Annotated in this window: 18 protein-coding genes; 10 read left to right on the top strand and 8 right to left on the bottom strand. The window is 42.8% G+C overall.

From position 1 onward, the window contains the following. Positions 1-182 precede the first annotated feature (182 nt). The gene (locus D1814_RS01560) at positions 183-920 is read left to right on the top strand and encodes an SDR family oxidoreductase (protein WP_118495276.1); all 738 of its coding nucleotides are present in this window, start codon (positions 183-185) and stop codon (positions 918-920) included. Between the two features lie 136 nt (positions 921-1056). On the opposite strand, the gene D1814_RS01555 is transcribed toward D1814_RS01560, so the two are convergent. Beyond that, on the bottom strand, positions 1057-1491 hold the full coding sequence (locus D1814_RS01555; RefSeq protein WP_118489792.1) for a hypothetical protein: 435 nt from the start codon (positions 1489-1491) through the stop codon (positions 1057-1059). Between the two features lie 194 nt (positions 1492-1685). On the opposite strand from D1814_RS01555, the gene D1814_RS01550 reads away from it, so the two are divergent. Further along, positions 1686-2333: an HAD family hydrolase gene (locus D1814_RS01550; protein WP_118489791.1), complete on the top strand. Its 648-nt coding sequence runs from the start codon at positions 1686-1688 to the stop codon at positions 2331-2333. Positions 2334-2423: 90 nt separating this feature from the next. Here D1814_RS01550 and D1814_RS01545 read toward each other — a convergent pair whose 3' ends face one another. Beyond that, a complete protein-coding gene (locus tag D1814_RS01545) occupies positions 2424-3590 on the bottom strand; it encodes a patatin-like phospholipase family protein (RefSeq protein ID WP_118489790.1) in 1167 nt (388 codons plus the stop codon). 219 nt (positions 3591-3809) lie between these two features. On the opposite strand from D1814_RS01545, the gene D1814_RS01540 reads away from it, so the two are divergent. From D1814_RS01540 to D1814_RS01530, 3 genes are all read left to right on the top strand, one after another. Continuing rightward, positions 3810-4826, top strand: a complete 1017-nt coding sequence (locus D1814_RS01540) for a 2-dehydropantoate 2-reductase (protein ID WP_118489789.1) — start codon at positions 3810-3812, stop codon at positions 4824-4826. A gap of 149 nt (positions 4827-4975) precedes the next feature. Further along, positions 4976-6202, top strand: coding sequence for a porin (locus tag D1814_RS01535; RefSeq protein ID WP_118489788.1), 1227 nt, complete (start codon positions 4976-4978; stop codon positions 6200-6202). A gap of 142 nt (positions 6203-6344) precedes the next feature. Continuing rightward, on the top strand, positions 6345-6704 hold the full coding sequence (locus tag D1814_RS01530; RefSeq protein ID WP_118489787.1) for a VOC family protein: 360 nt from the start codon (positions 6345-6347) through the stop codon (positions 6702-6704). Between the two features lie 111 nt (positions 6705-6815). Here the strand turns inward: D1814_RS01530 and asd are convergent, their stop codons facing one another. After that, positions 6816-7940, bottom strand: a complete 1125-nt coding sequence (gene asd, locus D1814_RS01525) for an aspartate-semialdehyde dehydrogenase (protein WP_118489786.1) — start codon at positions 7938-7940, stop codon at positions 6816-6818. 414 nt (positions 7941-8354) lie between these two features. Here asd and D1814_RS01520 point away from each other — a divergent pair, with 414 nt between their 5' ends. Both D1814_RS01520 and D1814_RS01515 read left to right on the top strand, forming a co-directional pair. Next, positions 8355-9155 carry an SDR family NAD(P)-dependent oxidoreductase gene (locus tag D1814_RS01520; RefSeq protein ID WP_118489785.1) on the top strand — a complete coding sequence of 267 codons (801 nt, stop codon included), beginning with the start codon at positions 8355-8357 and terminating at the stop codon, positions 9153-9155. Positions 9156-9377: 222 nt separating this feature from the next. After that, entirely contained in the window at positions 9378-9989 is a 612-nt protein-coding gene (locus D1814_RS01515; protein ID WP_232368952.1) for a cytochrome b, read from the top strand. Positions 9990-10090: 101 nt separating this feature from the next. Here the strand turns inward: D1814_RS01515 and D1814_RS01510 are convergent, their stop codons facing one another. Beyond that, positions 10091-11047: a 2OG-Fe(II) oxygenase family protein gene (locus D1814_RS01510; RefSeq protein WP_118489784.1), complete on the bottom strand. Its 957-nt coding sequence runs from the start codon at positions 11045-11047 to the stop codon at positions 10091-10093. A gap of 398 nt (positions 11048-11445) precedes the next feature. On the opposite strand from D1814_RS01510, the gene D1814_RS01505 reads away from it, so the two are divergent. Then, positions 11446-12219: a CmcJ/NvfI family oxidoreductase gene (locus D1814_RS01505; RefSeq protein WP_118489783.1), complete on the top strand. Its 774-nt coding sequence runs from the start codon at positions 11446-11448 to the stop codon at positions 12217-12219. Between the two features lie 15 nt (positions 12220-12234). On the opposite strand, the gene D1814_RS01500 is transcribed toward D1814_RS01505, so the two are convergent. From D1814_RS01500 to D1814_RS01485, 4 genes are all read right to left on the bottom strand, one after another. Continuing rightward, complete coding sequence (locus tag D1814_RS01500; protein WP_232369038.1) at positions 12235-13830, bottom strand: sensor domain-containing diguanylate cyclase; 1596 nt, start codon at positions 13828-13830, stop codon at positions 12235-12237. A 1-nt stretch (position 13831) separates the two neighbouring features. Beyond that, the gene (locus tag D1814_RS01495; protein ID WP_118489781.1) at positions 13832-14275 is read right to left on the bottom strand and encodes a hypothetical protein; all 444 of its coding nucleotides are present in this window, start codon (positions 14273-14275) and stop codon (positions 13832-13834) included. Positions 14276-14285: 10 nt separating this feature from the next. Next, on the bottom strand, positions 14286-15530 hold the full coding sequence (locus D1814_RS01490) for a hypothetical protein (RefSeq protein WP_118489780.1): 1245 nt from the start codon (positions 15528-15530) through the stop codon (positions 14286-14288). Positions 15531-15698: 168 nt separating this feature from the next. Then, on the bottom strand, positions 15699-16613 hold the full coding sequence (locus D1814_RS01485; RefSeq protein WP_118489779.1) for a LysR family transcriptional regulator: 915 nt from the start codon (positions 16611-16613) through the stop codon (positions 15699-15701). Between the two features lie 116 nt (positions 16614-16729). Here D1814_RS01485 and D1814_RS01480 point away from each other — a divergent pair, with 116 nt between their 5' ends. Both D1814_RS01480 and D1814_RS01475 read left to right on the top strand, forming a co-directional pair. Then, positions 16730-17722, top strand: coding sequence for a zinc-dependent alcohol dehydrogenase family protein (locus D1814_RS01480; RefSeq protein WP_118489778.1), 993 nt, complete (start codon positions 16730-16732; stop codon positions 17720-17722). Between the two features lie 176 nt (positions 17723-17898). After that, positions 17899-18396: a M48 metallopeptidase family protein gene (locus tag D1814_RS01475; protein WP_118489777.1), complete on the top strand. Its 498-nt coding sequence runs from the start codon at positions 17899-17901 to the stop codon at positions 18394-18396. Positions 18397-18518: the final 122 nt, after the last annotated feature.

The following is an 18518-nucleotide window of genomic DNA, read 5'->3' as shown; positions in this document are numbered from 1 at the left end:
CGCAGCACTTAGGGTCATGAAATATTGGCCCTTTTATTATTTTAGCTGTTCATCTTAAAGCGCTTAATTGTTATTGCACTTCACCTAACGACATCAGCCAGTCATCGCTATTTGAAAACGTTCTCGCAGTGAGCGCGTAAACATAAATATCAAAGGAATTTGCCACTTCAATGGAGAATGCTATGAAAAACAACGTGCGCACAGCTATTGTCACAGGGTCATCGCGAGGTATTGGTGCTGAAATCGCTAAACGATTGAGTCAAGAAAACACTCAGGTTGTTGTAAATTACTCGGGAAGTGAAGAGCAAGCGCAAAGTGTGGTTGATGATATAAAGAAGAAAGGGGGAGTCGCGTGTGCCATTCAAGCCGATGTATCTGATATTAACGATGTAAAACGTCTATTTGATGAGACTGAAAAGCAATTTGGTTCGGTCGATATACTTATTAATAATGCGGGTGTTTTATCTATGGATGCATTAGCAGATGTGAGTGAAGATACCATTCATCAACATGTGGATATCAATCTCAAAGGCGTCATGTTCACCACGCAGCAAGCAGTCAATCGACTAAACCAAGGTGGTCGAATCGTAAATATATCTACCTCCATAGTTGGTCTTAAATTGGAAAAATATGGCGTTTACGCCGCAACAAAAGCTGGCGTTGAAACGCTAACAGCTATTACGTCTAAAGAGTTACGGGGAAAAGACATTACGGTAAACGCAGTTGCACCAGGCCCGACTGATACTGATTTGTTTATGAAAGGCAAGTCGGAAGACTTTGTTGAGAAGTTAAAAAATATGGCGCCGCTAGAACGTTTAGGTACGCCAGAGGATATCGCTAATGTTGTAGCTTTCTTATGCAGCGAAGAGAGTATTTGGATAAACGGTCAAGTTATCAGAGCGAATGGTGGCATTGTTTAGAACTTATTGGGTTTAAAACTCTAATTAAAAAGAAACCCGTTATTAAACGGGTTTCTTTATTAGCAAATTATATAGCAATCTATTAAGCGATTAAGCTAACGCCTCTAGTTAGGTAGGCGCTATCCTTAAGCTTTAGTTACTTAGCAATTTGCTGGTGAACTTTGATTAAGTCAGGAAGCTTTTTCGCGTAAATCGCTTTCTTAGTACCTGGGTGGAGTAGTTGGCTTACAAAAGTGCGTAGGAAGCCAAGTACAAACGTTTGAACTCGGTCAGCGTCTGCTTCACCTGGGTTAGCGATAAGCTTTTCTGTTTCTTCTTGTACTTTATGTACAATTGGGTCCATGGTGTCTTTGCCTGCGACAAGGTCGTTGCCTGTCACTACACCTTTGCCAAGTAAGTCGCGTACGGCATCGTAAAGGTCCGCAGAAACCGCATTGGTTTGCCCCCAATTTGCAATGTTGTACTCTTCAGAAATTTTATCTAGCTCTGCAGTTGGATCGCTAGATTTCAATAAGCCTTCAATAAGTGTGTGCGCTTCGGTTTGTTTTACAGGTGTTGATAATTCTGACATGATTTACTTGATGAAATAGTGAAAAAACGTTTTATAAATACTTTTCTATTTGCTGTCAAGGTGGCTAATTTTTAGACGTAATTATTTTTTTTACTTATCAGTCGGTTACACTTTATCGTGTGGCAAAAACCGTTAACAGTTATAGACTAGGTTATTTTTTCCATGTCACTTAAGTTAGTTTTACGATACATACCATGAAAGCCATTTTCTTCGACCACGACGGTACACTAATCGACTCAGAAATGACGCATTTCGAGTTATGGAAAGCCATGCTTGCGGATATGGGCAAAGAACTGACATTTGATTATTACCACACGCGTATGGCTGGTATTTCAGTAATGAACAATGCGAGCGATATCATTCAGGATTTCTCGCTTGCTCTAACGCCCCAAGAACTCTTTAAGAAGAGAAGGGCGCTAACACTACAGTTTATACAGCGCCAAGCGTTTCCCTTGATGCGTGGTGCAAAAGAAGCCCTTATGTTCTGTAAATCTCATGACTTGCGCGTAGCTATAGTAACAGGAGGCGCCCGTTTAGCGGTTGAAAAGACAGTGTCTTTCTATGGCTTTGCAGATATCGTTGAGTGTATTGTTTCCTCTGATGACGTAGTTGAAGGTAAACCATCACCTGATTGCTATTTAGCAGCCTTATCGCAAATGCAGTTGGCACCACATGAAGTGATGGCAGTTGAAGATACAGAATTTGGATTACAAGCTGCTGTTAGCGCAGGAATTAAAACTGTGGCAATTCCCACGCCCTTGTCGGCTAATCATGATTTTTCTAAAGCGGTAGGCGTGTTTGAAAGTCTTGAGGGCTGGGCAGCTTCGCTGCCCCAAAGATAAGGAGAGCTTCGCTGCCCCAAAGATGAGGAGAGCATCGCTGCCCAAGAGATCAGGAAAGCATCGCTGCCCCAGAAGTAAATAGAGCGGTAACTATGCAGTCATCCGCTTATCTTCTTTCTGCGTTTTCACTTGCGGCCTCAAACGTCCAGGAAAAGGAAGTGTAAGTAGAGTTCGTTTTGCCTTCGCTTCTTTACCTGTTGCCTTACCTGTTGCCATTTCAACGGTTTTCGCAACACGAATATTATCGCTACGTGAGGTTTTCACTTCACTATCATTAGTAACTGCCGCAAAAACTTCACTTTCGTACTGGGCTTCTATCGCATTTTCAGCTTCTAGAAAAGCAATACCAGCCTTCTTGCCAAGGTTGTAATCGTGACGAAGTTGCGCATCTGTGCTACCTAACAGCTTACTTTGAAGCTTGTTAGGTGCAAAAATTTGAATTACCTCCACCCCTTCAGGTGGATTTTCGATAAACGCTAACTCTTTTTGATACGCATGTTCGTGTTGCAGTAAATAGTCGATAGTTTTCGGGCAGGTACCCGTTGCACACATCACTGCGCTTAGCTTTTGTAGCCAAGGTGATTGGGCTTGAAAACCCTCATCTACGGTTCTGATCACTACGATTTTGGTAGCACCACGGTTGTAAGCCTCAGTTACAGGTAAAGGCGCGGCTAAACCACCATCTAAGTAAAAATCAGTATTCGCAGCTTGCTTGGCTTCAATTTCAGTGTGAAGCGGAACGCCTTGTTTATATAACAAGGGCAGTGCGCTCGATGCTTTAATCAATTCAACCCAGTTGTTTTGGCTTTTCATAGGGTTTAGAAAATAGGCTTTTCTGTCTCGAGAGTTCGTAGCCGTAAACAGTATTTCTCTATCTGCCACATTGCTTTTAGCGGTATCTAAATCCAGTAAACGGTTCGCTTCTTGGGTTTTATCAAAGTACCAGTCTAAATCGACAATATGTTTGCCCATTAAACCGCGGCCCATCTGAAAGAAACGCTTGTGCCGTGTTAACCCTCGAATCAAGCGTTTTGCATAGCCTTTTTGACGTGCCACAAAGCTTGTTAAGTTTTGCGAGCCTGCCGATGTGCCAATAAGGATATCGAAAGGGTCATGCCCCGCATCTAACCAGGTATCCAGTACACCTGCTGTAAAAATACCGCGTTGGCCGCCACCTTCTGCAACCAAAGCAACTTTGCTACTGGCAGAACGTTCTGCATTGCGAGTATTGGTTAACGCAGTTTGTTGACCGAACATGATGACCCTCTACTTGACCATATATAAATTGACTACTCGGTCTAATTGTAGGGAGATCACGTACGAGGGGAAAATTGAAATATTGAATCAAACTAATAGAAAATAACTGATACAAAACGTATTTTTGTTATTAGTATGTGTCTTTTATATTTACATTTTGATCATTGCGAAGCAGTCTAACTAAATAGCAGAAAGTTAGGCATGATAGGAAAAACATCGATGAATATTGTGGTGTTAGGCGCGGGTAGTATCGGCTGTTATGTTGCGGGTTGTTTGTTGGCTTCGGGCCCTGTGTTCAACAGTTCAAATACGCTTACACTTATAGGCCGGCAACGATTATGCAACGACATCGTAGCAAATGGATTGAAAGTGACCGACTGGCGGGGCCGCAAACAAATGACCGATGCTAATCACGTCAATTTTTCATTAAATAACGATAGCTTAGCTAGTGCAGATATCATTCTACTATGTGTTAAAAGCCAAGATACCGAAAGCGCTGCCAGAATAATTAAGCAGTATGGAAAGCCTAATGCGCTTGTGGTTAGCCTGCAAAACGGTGTTCGCAACGCTGACCTATTACGACAACATTTAGAACAGGTTGTTATTGCAGGCATGGTGCCTTTCAATGTTTTTTACAAAGGGGGAGGGCACTTTCATTGCGGTACTGAGGGAGATATAGCTTTAGAAGATCCCGGTAATCACTGTGCAGAATTCATTAAGGCACTTGAAAGCGCTTCGCTGCCAGTGACGGTTTATAGTGATATGGCGGCAGTACAGTATGGCAAGCTTATTATGAACTTGAATAACGCGGTCAATGCATTGTCGGGCATACCGCTTAAATCGCAACTAGGGAATAGGCAATACAGGTTGGTAATGGCAAAAGTATTGTCCGAGGCGCTGACAGTGCTAAACGCCGAAGGGATAACACCTGCACGTACTGGGAAGGTTATCCCCAAACTTATGCCGACAATCATGAAACTACCTAACTTTTTGTTCAACTTGGTCGCTGCATCGACGCTCAAAATTGACCCCGAAGCCCGCTCTTCCATGTATGAAGATTTGGTATTAGGAAGGCGTACTGAAATAGACTATTTAAACGGTGAGATAACTAGGTTAGGCAAAAAACATCATATAGCTACACCGGTAAATAAGCATATCGTTGAACTAATTAAACAAAGTGAGCAGGCGCAGAAAGGAAGTCCTCACTTACCAGCAAACTCACTATCGGGCAACTAAAGAGCGCAGATAACCTTTATATAAAAGAGCGCTACATTGCTAAGTAATCATTAAATATTTCATTTTTATGTCACTTTTGTGTCAGCGCTCTTGATTCTTATACTAAAGTATATATCCTTCGCATAAATTTCCGTTTTACGTAGTGTGCTTTGTTTTTCAGAATTCATTCTTCTTTTTGCCTTATATTTAATGCTGTTTTAACGTTATTTTTCTCCTCGGCAGCGTTAGCGTCTAAGGTTGATGCTGAGCGAGTGTCTTACGAGACTTTACCCGAATACAATGGCGACGGTTTAACATTTCAAAGTGACAACAACGGCTTTTCGTTGCGTGCTCGAGGGAGAGTGCAGTTTCGCTATGCTAACCCTGGCATTGGCCAGCCAACTGAACTTGCCGACTTTAACCACAACGCTGGAAATCAATTCGGTATTAACAGGGCGCGAGTTAAATTAGACGGTCACATTGCTATGCCGTGGATTAACTACGCTGTGGAATACGATGCCGTCGATCAGCGCACGCTAAGTGCGACGCTAGCCTTTGAAAAGTATGATGCGCTTCGGTTTAAGTTTGGTCAGTGGAAAGTTGAATATTCCAGAGAGCGCAGTGTTAGCAGTGGCGGTCAACAAATGATGGATCGTTCTATCATCAATAGAATATTCACACTAGACAGGCAAATGGGCGCTTCTATCTACGGTTATATCGATAACGGCGGTGCTGCTAATTTCAATTACTGGGCAGGTGTGTTTAATGGTTCAGGTCGTGGTGACTATAGTAATCATGACGGTGAGGCCATGTATTCGGGTCGACTGCAGTGGAATTTTTTAGGTAAAGAAGTCGGTTTTAAAAATAGCGACATTGCTCGTTCATCTACTCCGAAAGCCGCGATAGCTATCGCGGGCGCTAAGTTTAAAAGTCAGTTCACGCGTTTCTCTTCATCTGGAGCAAGCAATTTGACCCACTTTGATGAAGGTGAGACTGAAGGGCAGTACGATATTCAGCAGTTTGTGATTGACGGTGCGTACTTTTATCAAGGCTTTAACGCGCAGGCAGAATATCACGAAAAGGAAATCGTGGACGTAGCTAATGACAACATCAAAACAACATTACGCGGATATTACGTTCAAGCTGGCTACTTTATAAATGAGACATTAAGCTGGTGGCCAAAGCCTTTAGAAATTGCTGTCCGCTATGCTACCTATTCACCTAATACTAGCGAAAAAGACGAAGATTTTTACGAAAAATCACTGGCGTTTAACTGGTTTTTTAAAGGTCACGACAACAAACTTACTGCGCAGGTAAGCAGAATCTCTCTTGATCAGTTCGATATTGAAGTCGGCGATAGTACAATCTATTCACTGCAGTGGGATGTAAGCTTTTAGCCTTGCACTCGGCATACACGGCCGTACTTTGCATTTACCGTAACGGCGCAACCCAACGAACAGAGTTATGTCTGTATAGTCGACTCGATAATGATTAGTGCTATGATACTGTCAAATTCGCGCATCGCCAGGCATAACCCTCATGCAGGAAAGTACTAAACTTAACTATGTTGAATTTGCATCCCTTGATCTAGAACGTTCAAAAGCCTTTTTCGAAAATGCTTTTAGCTGGTGCTTTACTGACTACGGTAGTGAGTATAGTGCCTTTAGTAATGCAGGGTTAGAGGGTGGCATATTCGCAGCGGAACGGGTTTCAAAGGCAGAAAGCGGGGCGCCCTTGTTAGTACTCTATGCCGGTAACATAGCTAAAGTACAGTACAATGTAGAAAGCGCGGGCGGAACAATTACCAAACCCTTATTTAATTTTCCCGGTGGTTGCCGTTTTCATTTTGTAGAGCCAGGTGGCAATGAACTTGCTGTTTGGTCTGAGTCGGCTTACTAGGATCATACTCTTTTCTGATGTTTTACGTATATTACGAGGAATACTAGAAATAAAAAACGCCTTACCAGTCACTGGTAAGGCGTTTTAGGATTTATTAAGTAAAACTAAGTATTAGTTTTGCTCAAGCACAATGCGCAACATTCTGCGAAGTGGCTCTGCAGCACCCCATAAAAGCTGATCGCCAACGGTGAACGCTGAGATATACTCAGGGCCCATGTTTAGCTTACGGATACGACCTACTGGAATAGACAGGGTACCGGTAACTTTGGCTGGCGTGAGTTCCTGCATAGTTACATCACGATCATCAGGCACGACTTTTACCCAATCATTGTGCTTAGCTAAGATCTCTTCAATCTCGCTCACTGGTAAGTCTTTTTTGAGTTTAAGCGTAATCGCCTGGCTGTGACAGCGCATAGCGCCTACGCGCACACAAATACCATCAATAGGCACTTCACTGCCCTTAATACCTAAAATCTTGTTAGCTTCGGCTTGTGCTTTCCACTCTTCACGGCTTTGTCCAGATGGAAGCTGTGAGTCGATATACGGAATTAAGCTTCCTGCAAGAGGAACGCCGAACTGCTCGCTTGGGTATTCTGAGCTTCTAATAAATTCAGCTACTTGTTGATCGATATCCAATATAGCGGTAGCCGGATCTTCCACTTTATCTTTAACATTGCTATGAATCGCGCCCATTTGGCTAATAAGTTCACGCATATGCTTAGCGCCAGACCCTGAGGCCGCTTGGTAGGTCATCGGTGATGCCCATTCAACAAGGTCTTGTTCAAATAAGCCGCCTAGAGCCAACAGCATTAGTGACACTGTGCAGTTTCCGCCAACGTATGTACGAATACCTTTTTCAATGCCACTATCAATTTCTTTACGGTTCACTGGGTCTAGTACAATAATCGCATGGTCTTTCATGCGAAGGGCCGACGCTGCATCAATCCAATAACCATTCCAGCCAGACGCGCGAAGGTCGTCGTAAACGGCTTTCGTGTAGTCACCGCCCTGACAAGTAATAACAATATCTTGTTTTGATAGCGCCTCGATGTCGTGCGCATCTTCTAAAACACCTGCATCTTTGCCAGCAAAGTTTGGCGCTGCAATACCCTTTTGAGAGGTGGTAAAAAAGGTGGGCTCAATGTGCGCGAAATCTTGCTCTTCTTGCATGCGCTGCATTAATACTGAGCCAACCATACCGCGCCAGCCCACTAAACCTACTTTTTGTTGTGACATTAAATTGAGAACCCTTGTTACTAAATTGAAAAGTACCTCATCATATGCGCGTTAATTTACATGTGGCACACCACTATTTAAAAGTGGGTAAGGGCACCAGCGTATCTTGCACATGATGGCGAACGCCCCGATAGAATGCGGGCGTAATACCTGTCGTTTTTTATTTTTATTCCCGCAGTCTAAGTGTTATTGAAGTCGCTGGCTAGATGGTTTTTATAAATTATCTGTTGCTGATATAAGCATTTTAAACAGCATTAAAACGAAAGCTGTTGATTATATAGATTACATTGAAACAGCTTTAAGCAATTACACCATTATCAGTCTTCTACTTCACTGTTAATGTACCCCAAAGCAGGTTGATTGGTATATGTCGCTTGCACTGAGTTTTGGGCTTTATTTACGGCAGAGTATGAGATGAAGACGATATTGATAACTGGGGCGACTGACGGCATCGGTCTAGAAACAGCAAAAATGTTAGCCAAAGAAGGACATAACCTTTTTTTACACGGCAGAAGCCAAGGTAAATTAGATAATGTTAAAGGCGCATTAGAAGCGCAATTTCCCAAAACCAGCATTACTGTTCTTCAGGCTGATTTATCGTTGTTTGACGACGTTAAAAAACTTGCCGTAGAGTTAAAAGCAAACACCGACCGTTTAGACATACTTATCAATAACGCAGGTGTTTTTTCCATAGAAAACCCTATTACTGCTGCAGGGCTAGATGCTCGGTTCATGGTTAACACTATTGCGCCCTATATGCTTACGCTGTCCCTTGCAGATGTTATGGATGAGCACAGTCGTGTGATTAACGTCTCTTCTGCTGCACAAGCGCCGGTGAACTTTGCTGCCCTAAGAGGTGAAACTCAACTTTCGGATGGCGCAGCTTATGCGCAGAGTAAGTTGGGTATTACTATGTGGACAGCTTATCTTGGGGAAAAGTATCAGTTAAACGGACCTAAGATGGTTTCGGTGAACCCTAAGTCTTTATTAGGTAGTAAAATGGTTAAAGATGCCTATGGTATTGCAGGTGGCGATTTAAAAGAGGGAGCTAAAATATTTATTGAGGCAGCACTATCTGAACGTTTTGCTAACGTCGCTGGCGATTACTTTGACAATGACCATAATACTTTTGCATCTCCACACCCTTTTGCTAGTTATTCAACGAATAGAAAAGCATTGATATCAGAACTTGAAGTAATTATTTCCGCTAACTAGCTATGCTTTTTTGGCAGTGCTAGATGCACGCCACCGGCAAATGAAACGCTGTAGGGGGAGTTCCGGCCCCCATATACTCACATCCATCTCAATGAATCTTCACTTGCTTTTAAAAGCGCCCTCGAAATTGCTGGCCTTGAATTTGCTAATCAAATTTACTTTAGTACCTTCAGATAATTCCTTACAATGTGTAAGGAAATATAAAGTGCCAAGATACGCTTTATGGAAAACGTAGTTCTTGGTATGAACAATTGGAGTGAGAAAAGCATGCAGTACGATAGTTATAACAAATTTGCTACTACTACGGTCATTCTACATTGGCTGGTGGGATTAACCATTATAGGGTTACTTGCCACAGGTATCTACATGACAGAGAACAATGTCTACGAGCTATTTAATTGGCATAAGGCATTTGGTTTTCTTGTGCTAATAGTCGCGATAGCCCGCGTTATATGGCGAATGAAAAATGGTTGGCCCAGCCCTGCATCGAACTACAAGCCAATTGAGCACAAGCTTGCATCTATCGTTCATTGGGTTTTGATCATAGCTACTTTATTAATGCCTATTTCAGGGTTGATGACGTCAGTATTGGGTGGTCACGGTCTATCCGTGTTCGGATTAGAAGTATTTGCTCAAAACTTTAGCGTAGATGACCCAGAAAAAACCTTACCGATTAATTATGAGTTATCGAAGTTAGGAGGCACTATTCACTTCTATCTCGGATATACCGTTATTGTTGCTTTATTGCTACACATTGCTGGCGCACTTAAGCACCACATTATTGACAAAGACGGTACGTTAAAGCGTATGCTGGGCAAAACAATTAATGAATAAAGTGTGAAACACTCAAATTCTTCTTTATAGCGCAGCATTGAGTTAGAAACTCAAAGCTGAAAGGAAAGCCGAGTTAATAAATAACTCGGCTTTTTTTCGTATTAGAAAGGTGCAAAACTATCTTTTGGCGTGTTGGGAACTGTCCACCTCGATTTAGCAACCGCTTTCGACGTCGGCAAAGCGCCTCGTGGTATTTGCATACTATTACCATATAACCACAACACCATATTGGTTCTACTGCCGCCAGTAATAGGCTGTACGGCGTGAGGTACGCTGCCTCTATGCAGCATAGCAACACCAGGTTCAAACACCGTACGTGTCACTTTTCCCGTGTTCTGATTAAAGAAGTCTACTTCCGACCCTTTAAAGGTTTCCCCTGGCACGTTAAGGTTTACATTCATTGTCGCTGCAGACGCATCAGTATGCGGGCGAAGCGATGTATCCATACCTTCTTGATATTGGATTGAAAATCCGAAGGTTTGGCTATCGAATCCCATGACCTCAGGGAACAATAAGCGAGATATAGGACGCATGTATTTGTCCATGATCACGTTATAAAAGTCTTGGAACGTTGGCGCTGCTAAATACCCTTCAGAGCGTGCATCTAGCATGCCGCCGTTGCGATTCAAAGCAATACCATAAGGAGGGCGAACGGGAATACCCGCATCAGCTACACCGTCAAGATAATTTCGCAATAATTGCAGTTTGTCGACATCGAACAGCTGAGCTTGGTATACACCTGGCACGACTTCCTCCCACAAATCTGCCACTGCTTGTTCTTTTGCTGGGTCTTCCCACGCTAGCGTGACAGCATTGCGAAGTGGCTCGCTTATCAAACTTTCGGTTACCCACTCAGCTAATGGTTCGTTTTGCACATCCCACTCTTTCCATGCTTTTTCTAATAGCGAACGGTTGGTATCCCAAAATCTTTGTACGGACGGTGCTCGTTTAAGCATTTCATCTCTTGAAGGAAGGGTAAGCGCACGAGCCTGTTGCAGCGCTCCTACTGACTCTATTTCAGTACCAGTGTTTTCTACATAGCTTTTTACATCAGACATATTTGATCTCCAATTTATTGTGTCACGACCAACCCTAAAAGACTTATTAGGTTGTGTGCCATTTGATGATTGAAGAATATTTCACTTTCAAAAATATAAAAATGCGTTATTTATTGAGTCAGTATTTAGTTTATTTTGATAATTAGACATTCACAGCCTTGTTCACGCTTATAGTTGAAGAAAACTAACGGTCGGTTTCTCTGCCGCTTAGTTATTAACTGCTTTCAGAATATGTTAAGTGCTAGCGAAAGGAGATTATCAACATAATCTAAATACTGCTTCAGCCTGTAAGTGGTTTTTCATATTTTTTGCTACGGGTATAGTTCGCCCCCTAAACGGGTTGGGTAGGTTTCAAAACCCAGTATTCCGGTGATTTTTACTTTTTCGGGGGAAGCGATATGAATGCATCTGTAAATTATCATGTTAAGAAGCCTTTTACTCAGGCTTTTGAATTTGACGTGGACGGTATAGACGGCAATTTGGTCTCGCCTGAGTTAGATACAACGGGTGTTAACGTTTGCGACCTTAGAGAAAGCCAAACAAACACGGTTTTTGAGGTCCATGGAATAACCTTTTTAGAAAAACTGAATGCGGTGGCTTATCCGTTCACGGCTGAACAAGAACAAGTGTACAACAAAGAAATTCAAACATTGCTGTCCACACATGTCAGTGCAAAAGACGTACTCGTGTTCGACCATACCATTCGTATAGACGATGAAAGCGCTTCTCGGCGGCCAGCCAGAAATGTTCATAACGATTACAGCGAAAAAGGAATTCAACAACGCCTTATTGACTTAGTGGGCGAACAAAAAGCGGCTGAATACAACAAGGGACATTTTGGCTTTGTAAATATTTGGCGACCGGTAGAAGACACTATAATGTCATCGCCGTTAGGCTTTATTTGCCCAGACTCTATGAACGATGAAGACTGGATGACTATTGCTCTAAAATACCCAGACCGTCAGGGAGAGATTTTGGGCGTGGCGGCAAACCGTCAACATCGTTGGTTCTACAAATCGAAAATGCAGGTGGATGAAGCTATCATTTTTAATATATACGACAATAAAGGCTTACCTTATTTGGCCCACAGTGCTTTAGATATGAAGGAAAAGGGCGCTGCCGACAATATCGTACGCAAGAGTATTGAAAGTAGGATGTTGGTTAAGTATTAGGGGGCTTGAGGCTCGCTAACTCATATCTTCATCGTCTAGCCGGCATTGGTTTGCAAAGATAAGGTAGTCGTCTGGCGCCGATATCTTATTTTGTTTCGCTTTGTACATAGCAATATCGGCCAGCTTAATTAGGGCATGCAAATTGCGACTTGTTTGAGGGTAAAAAGCCACGCCGACGCTCATTGAGACTACAGTCGGCTTGCTATCGTTATTAAAATAAAAAGGTTGTTTAACACCAGTATTCACTTTTTCTATAACGCTTTTTACAGACTCTTCATCATCAGCTTGCAGTAACATCATAAATTCATCGCCGCCCCAACGTATAGCGACATCGTTTTTGCGTATTTTTTCTTTTAATTGTTCAGCAACAAAAATGAGCACCTCATCGCCTGCGTCGTGGCCGTAAATATCGTTTACTGCTTTAAATCCATTAAGATCGATTAGAGCTAAAGCAAACTGATGCTCTTTTCTCATGAGTTTAGCAATGAGCTTTTCACCACCATTTCTATTATAGATACCCGTTAAGGCGTCGAAGTCTGCTTGCAGCGCAAGCTTTTGTAACTCTTGCCTACGACTCGAAATATCATTTAACGTAAGCTGGTAGTAACGTTCATTTTCTTCTGTCAACAATGGGCTAGCAATAAGTTGAACCCAAATAGCACTGTTATTTGCGCTGCTTTTTAACTTGTACTCACCTGTAGCAAACTCGTTTCGCGCAAAGGCCTCTTTAAGCGCAGACTTCATTGCCTCAGGAGTGTCGAATAGCTCATCTAACAGCTCGCCGTAGCCTTGCTTTATCCGAAGCCCCGTCTTCTCTACTAAATCATTAAACGCATCGTTGCGAAGCTCTATCATGCCATTTTCAGTCATTAACACGGTTGCAGTTTTGGCGTTCTCAAACAGCATTCTAAATCGCTTTTCAAGAAACTCTATTTCTTCTCTAAGCTGACGCTCCTGGGTAAATTGCTCTTCAACTTTATTCAGTAGCTGATTGGTGTCGTAAACGAGTTTACCTATTTCACTGCGGGAGTGATATTTAGGCGTTGGGATCCTCTGAGATGTTCCAGGCGTGATTTGGTGTAAAGAGCGGCCTACTCGTAACATAGGGGAAATAATGATGTAATAGGTGATTATCAATGCCACTATGCCAACTACTAAGGCTTCAGCGTACAGTGAGTAGCTGTTATCGGTACTGGTTTTTTCTGCTTGGTGAATAATGTATTCAAAGTTGGGGTAGACATTCACCTCAGCAAGTGATTCTTCTGGCATAAAAGGATGCCTGACCACAAACACCCTAGGTTTAGTGCCTTTATTAATAGCTTCAGTCACATTCGTTTGGTAGTAAAGGGCTTCGCTTTTTATCGAGGCCGCTAAAATTTTGTCAGTTTTAACTAAGCCATTAATAGCTTCTGTGGCCAAGTCTTCATCTTCTAAGAAGGCGGCGATGGATGCGGTTGCGCCAACGGTTTGGTAAAGCTCTTCAATATCGCTGTTAGCTTCGCTTATTTCGTTTTCATACGTGACACGATAAAAGAACTCAGCGGTAGTAAATACCACTATCATTGCCGCTGCGACTAGAAACAGCGAAAAACGAAACCCCAGACCTTGCATGTTAATCAAAACGGTATACTACCTTCATACTGTCGGTCACAGTCGACTCATACACATAAGCTAGCGCCGATTCGTCTTGCTCAAGCCGTCGCTTGATATCGTCGAGGGTTTGTTCCACCGCAGGAGGTTTAACGCGGCCTGAAAATTTAAGTCGCGACCAGTAGGCATTCACCCTTGCAAGGGGGAGCCCAACCAAAGACTTGTAAAACTGGCTTTTTAATTCGGAATCTAGTTCTACATCAATAGGCGTGGCTTCTTTTCCATTGGGGAACGCCGAGTATTTACCCATAAATAAATCAATTAAGCCTTTTTTATCCAATACCTGTAGATCATTATTAAGGTTAGTGACAACGACAATTTTTTCTTGCGCTTGTGCCATGAAAGTTGTGCATTGCATTAGCAGCGCTAAAGCAATTATCAAGGGGAGGCGTTTAAATAATTTCATGCTCCTCCCCTTAAAAGCTAAAGCTTAAAGCGAGGAATAAGGTGTGCGCGACACCCTCTTCATCGTCAACAACTAAACCATCGCGTGCTCGAAGCCCGGTGCCTCTTGCTTTGATGTCAGTTCGTTCAACTTGCGCTTTAAACGCTAGGTTTTCTCGTAAGTCCCATCGCCAACCCACAGAAAACGATTGCTGGCGATGTGCTAGCGTGCTTGCTACTTCTTCTACAAAAATAGCTAACTCGGCAGTATTCGCGTTTATTGGGAAGCCTGGCTGCTCTTCACTAAGGTAGTACGGATCAGCCTCTGCAAAAGAATACAGCGCATAGAAAGTGTGGGCTCCGTAAAGATAGCTAAGATTGAGAAAGCCGTTAAAAGAAGGTCTCAGTGCGATAGAGTCTGAATCTATATAGGATAGTTCTCCAGATAGGTCCCAATCACCCAAGAAACGATTAAAGTACAAAGAAGTGTATTGAATTGTAGCGCCGCGTAAGCTTAATGAATCGGCAAACGCATTGGCACCGCTCCAAAAAGGCTGAAGCTGTGCAACGGAAGTGGAAACGAACGCGGAGTCAGCATTGTCGTTTTTAGCTTCAGTTTGGGTATGTTTTAGCGCTACGCTCCAGTCAAAAGCTACAAATTCAATGCCTAATGAGCGTAAATCGTTAAATGTTATCGGGCTATAATCGCCGCTGGTAAAATCGCTTTCACCGCTTCCCCAAAAGCCTTTGATTGACAAATTGAAGTCGCTAAAGGGCGCGGTGTAACTTATGTCGGCACCATCGAAACTCCTAGCGGGTACAATACCGTAAACTTCAGTAGGTACCTTTACCCAAGGATAAGCGATAGAAACGTCTCTGGTATCACTAAAATGAAAAATATCCGCTGCTAATCTACCCGCTCTTACTTGCCACGCCGGCGAGATGTCGTACCTCAAAAAGGCCATTTGGGTGATGGAATCGAGATTCTGCTCATCTTGTTCTCGATAAACAAATTGTCCTACAAAGTCGAGGTTGCTTGTTACACTGTAATCAAGCTGCACACCAATTAAACTCAACGGCTTATATGCAAAGCCATCCTTTTTAGCAAATTCTGCTTGTGAACGGTCGGTGCGAAATTGATATTTGTTGGTATCAGCAGTAGCCGTGGCTAAGGTACCAAAACCGCTAATATCTAACTTGTTTTGTTCTGCTGACGTGCAGTTAGCCAACAGCAAACTGAAGATGGCCGCGAAGAACGAGTACGGCTTTTTCATCATTATTTACCTAATTCAAAGTCTGTGATAAATGTTGCCTAAAGCAATGCATGGTGACGATATTACTTTAGTACAAGCATAGTAGAGAAACTAAGAAGTGACTGAAAAATTTGTGATTTTTGTTTAAAAAAATAAGAAGCTAAAACATGATTTTTTTTAACTGATACGGTTTCACACTACAACACCGTTTAGCTCTTCATCCCAATAAGGTGTGCCGCTAAAGCGGTCGGCTAAGAAATCAATAAATGCGCGTACTTTGGGGGCTAATAAACGGTTGCTAGGATACACTGCCCATAACGCACAGTCGGTAGCAAGCGGGTAATCTTGTAGTATCTGTACTAGCTCGCCTTTCTCCAGATATGGAGAGCTGCACCAAGTAGCAGTAAGGGTTATACCGCAGCCTTGAATACAGGCATCGCGCACCGCTTCACCATTATCCATACGCAAATGATTAGGCGTTTTCACCGAGGTAACCCCATGGGCTCCCTTAAAGTCCCACACTTCTAGCCCGGTAAGGTTTACTATTTTGTGGTTTTTTAAATCAGATGGTGTTTCAGGCACGCCGTATTTATCTATATAGCTTTTGGCGGCGACAATAATACGTTTGTCATCAGCAAGTTTTTTCGCGTGTAAATTTGAGTCTTTCAATTCTGCATCGCGAATGGCAACATCAAAGCCACCTTCTACCACGTCCAAAATACTGTCGCTGAATCGGAAGTCGATATTTAGCTTTGGGTATTGTTCTAAAAATTCAGGAATCGCAGGTACTAAATGCATTCGACCAAATGAAGCAGGGGCGGTAACGCGCAATGTCCCGTGAGGCGTTTGTGCCCCGCTACCCACAGCAGCTTGTGCAGTTTCAATGCTGTCTAGCACTTCTTGAGCATGGGGAAGAAAAAGCTTTCCATCGTCGGTAAGCGATACTTTTCGGGTAGTTCTGTGAATTAATCGAACCCCAAGCGTTTCTTCAAGCTTACCAATGTGCGCACTCGCCACTGCAGGTGAAATGTTGAGCTCACGCCCAGCTAGGCTGATGTTTGCAGTGCTCGCGATACGCACAAAAAGCTTAAGGTGTTCTATGTTCATTAGGATTATCAATAAAATCTAAAAACTGTATGCCTTTATACACTAATTATCATCTGGAGTTCTAGTGTTTATGATTAGTTCTGTACTCATACAACAGGCTTTAAAGGAGCTTAATCATGAAAGCGATGGTAATAAACGAATTTGGCGGTTCTGAACAATTTACGCAAAACGATATTGCAGAGCCTACCGTAAAGGCAGGTCACGTTATTGTGCGTATTGCAGCAAGCAGCGTTAACACAATCGATATGATGATTCGTCAGTCGGGTGCTGATTTACCTTTTGCTCCACAGTTACCCAATGGTGTTCTGGGTATGGATTTCGCAGGTACCATTGAAGCTGTTGGTGAGGGTGTAACTGAATATAAAGTAGGCGATGAGGTTTACGGCTGTGCAGGTGGTTTGGGTGATTTACAAGGTTCACTTGCCGAAAAAATGCTTGCCGATGTTCGCCTTATCGCTCACAAGCCAGCTTCTCTTTCAATGAAAGAAGCGGCAGCCATTCCTCTTGTTGGTATTACTGCGTTTGAGGGACTAACTCGCGCACTCACCGGTGAGGGGCAAAAAGTACTTGTTCATGGCGGTGCTGGTGGAGTAGGCCATATTGCAGTACAACTTGCCAAGTATATGAAGGCTACTGTATTTGCCACAGGTGGCTCTGATGAGCAAGAAGACATTATTGAATCTTTAGCTGCAACTTACATCGATTATCGTAGTGAATCAGTTGAAGATTACGTAAATAAATACACAGATGGTAATGGCTTTGACGTTATTTTCGATACCGTAGGTGGTAATAATCTTCAAAACTCATTCGCAGCAGCCAAGCTTAATGGGCAGGTGTCTACTACTTTATCTTTATTAGAGACCGACTTGTCACCCGTTCACTTTCGCGGTTTAAGTTTAAACGTGGTGTTTATGCTACTTCCTATGATTCACAACGTGGGCCGAGAAGCGCATGGTGAAACACTTAAACAGTTGGCGAGCATTGTAGATGCTGGTGCGCTTAAACCTATTATAGACGCGGAAAATTTCTCTTTTGAGCAGATAGCACAGGCACATGACCGTCTGGCAAGTGGTAAAGCTGTGGGTAAAGTCGTAGTTACCGTAGAATAGTTTTATCTTCTGGAGTTTAAACAAACTTCCCGTAGTGCTTCCCTTAGCACACCCTTCGCCGCAGTAACCTTTACTGCGGCTTTTTTGCTTTATATAAAAGTGATGCCTCAGGAAAATGAGACCTGTCCACTAGGTTTTAATGCTTTATAATTCTTCGTACAAAGGAGAAATTAAACGTGAATGAATATGCTCGGTATTTTAATGGTTACCCCCCGACTATCGTGGAACAAGCGCTAAAGCTAATTTCAAACAATCAGCTAAAGACTTATCTGCTAAAAAAGTACCCAGAAGCCCATGACGTAACCACCGACAAATTACTGTATCAGTATGCGACTGAATTAAAGAAGCAGTTTTTAAAAAATGCTCTTCCATTTGGGCGCGCCGCGTTTAAAAAGCAAGGGGATATGATAACCAACGCGTTAGGTACGCATACCTACCGAATGCAAGGTAAAACGCGTAAGCACGATTTGGCCATTAATAAAGACCTACTATATGCGCCAGAGCCCTTATTGAAAGCGCTCGTTGTGCATGAATTAGCGCACTTCAAAGAGAAAGACCATAACAAAGCCTTCTATAAACTTTGTTGCTACATGGAGCCTGATTACCATCAGCTTGAGCTAGACTTGCGGTTATTCTGCGTCGCCGTGGCCATGGGCGATAACCCATACGTTTAGTGTTTATATTCAATCCTTGTTAAGCTAAATCTATGGCATATGGAGCTACTTAGCTAATTACCTAAACTAAGGCTCTGAGCTGATATTCCGAGTTAATAGACCAGGCTAATACCCTGAGTTAG

The sequence above is a fragment of the Alteromonas sp. BL110 genome (genome assembly GCF_003443615.1).
In the GTDB taxonomy this organism is placed as follows: Bacteria; Pseudomonadota; Gammaproteobacteria; order Enterobacterales; family Alteromonadaceae; genus Alteromonas.
This window is presented reverse-complemented; position numbering and strand designations above follow the sequence as displayed.

Coding starts and splice junctions, on each gene's coding strand:
- D1814_RS01490 (WP_118489780.1), bottom strand. CDS start 15,530: ATGATGAAAAAGCCGTACTCGTTCTTCGCGGCCATCTTCAGTTTGCTG.
- D1814_RS01540 (WP_118489789.1), top strand. CDS start 3,810: ATGAATATTGTGGTGTTAGGCGCGGGTAGTATCGGCTGTTATGTTGCG.
- D1814_RS01505 (WP_118489783.1), top strand. CDS start 11,446: ATGAATGCATCTGTAAATTATCATGTTAAGAAGCCTTTTACTCAGGCT.
- D1814_RS01550 (WP_118489791.1), top strand. CDS start 1,686: ATGAAAGCCATTTTCTTCGACCACGACGGTACACTAATCGACTCAGAA.
- D1814_RS01495 (WP_118489781.1), bottom strand. CDS start 14,275: ATGAAATTATTTAAACGCCTCCCCTTGATAATTGCTTTAGCGCTGCTA.
- D1814_RS01515 (WP_232368952.1), top strand. CDS start 9,378: ATGGAAAACGTAGTTCTTGGTATGAACAATTGGAGTGAGAAAAGCATG.
- D1814_RS01485 (WP_118489779.1), bottom strand. CDS start 16,613: ATGAACATAGAACACCTTAAGCTTTTTGTGCGTATCGCGAGCACTGCA.
- D1814_RS01480 (WP_118489778.1), top strand. CDS start 16,730: ATGAAAGCGATGGTAATAAACGAATTTGGCGGTTCTGAACAATTTACG.
- D1814_RS01545 (WP_118489790.1), bottom strand. CDS start 3,590: ATGTTCGGTCAACAAACTGCGTTAACCAATACTCGCAATGCAGAACGT.
- D1814_RS01500 (WP_232369038.1), bottom strand. CDS start 13,830: ATGCAAGGTCTGGGGTTTCGTTTTTCGCTGTTTCTAGTCGCAGCGGCA.
- D1814_RS01560 (WP_118495276.1), top strand. CDS start 183: ATGAAAAACAACGTGCGCACAGCTATTGTCACAGGGTCATCGCGAGGT.
- D1814_RS01530 (WP_118489787.1), top strand. CDS start 6,345: ATGCAGGAAAGTACTAAACTTAACTATGTTGAATTTGCATCCCTTGAT.
- asd (WP_118489786.1), bottom strand. CDS start 7,940: ATGTCACAACAAAAAGTAGGTTTAGTGGGCTGGCGCGGTATGGTTGGC.
- D1814_RS01520 (WP_118489785.1), top strand. CDS start 8,355: ATGAAGACGATATTGATAACTGGGGCGACTGACGGCATCGGTCTAGAA.
- D1814_RS01510 (WP_118489784.1), bottom strand. CDS start 11,047: ATGTCTGATGTAAAAAGCTATGTAGAAAACACTGGTACTGAAATAGAG.
- D1814_RS01555 (WP_118489792.1), bottom strand. CDS start 1,491: ATGTCAGAATTATCAACACCTGTAAAACAAACCGAAGCGCACACACTT.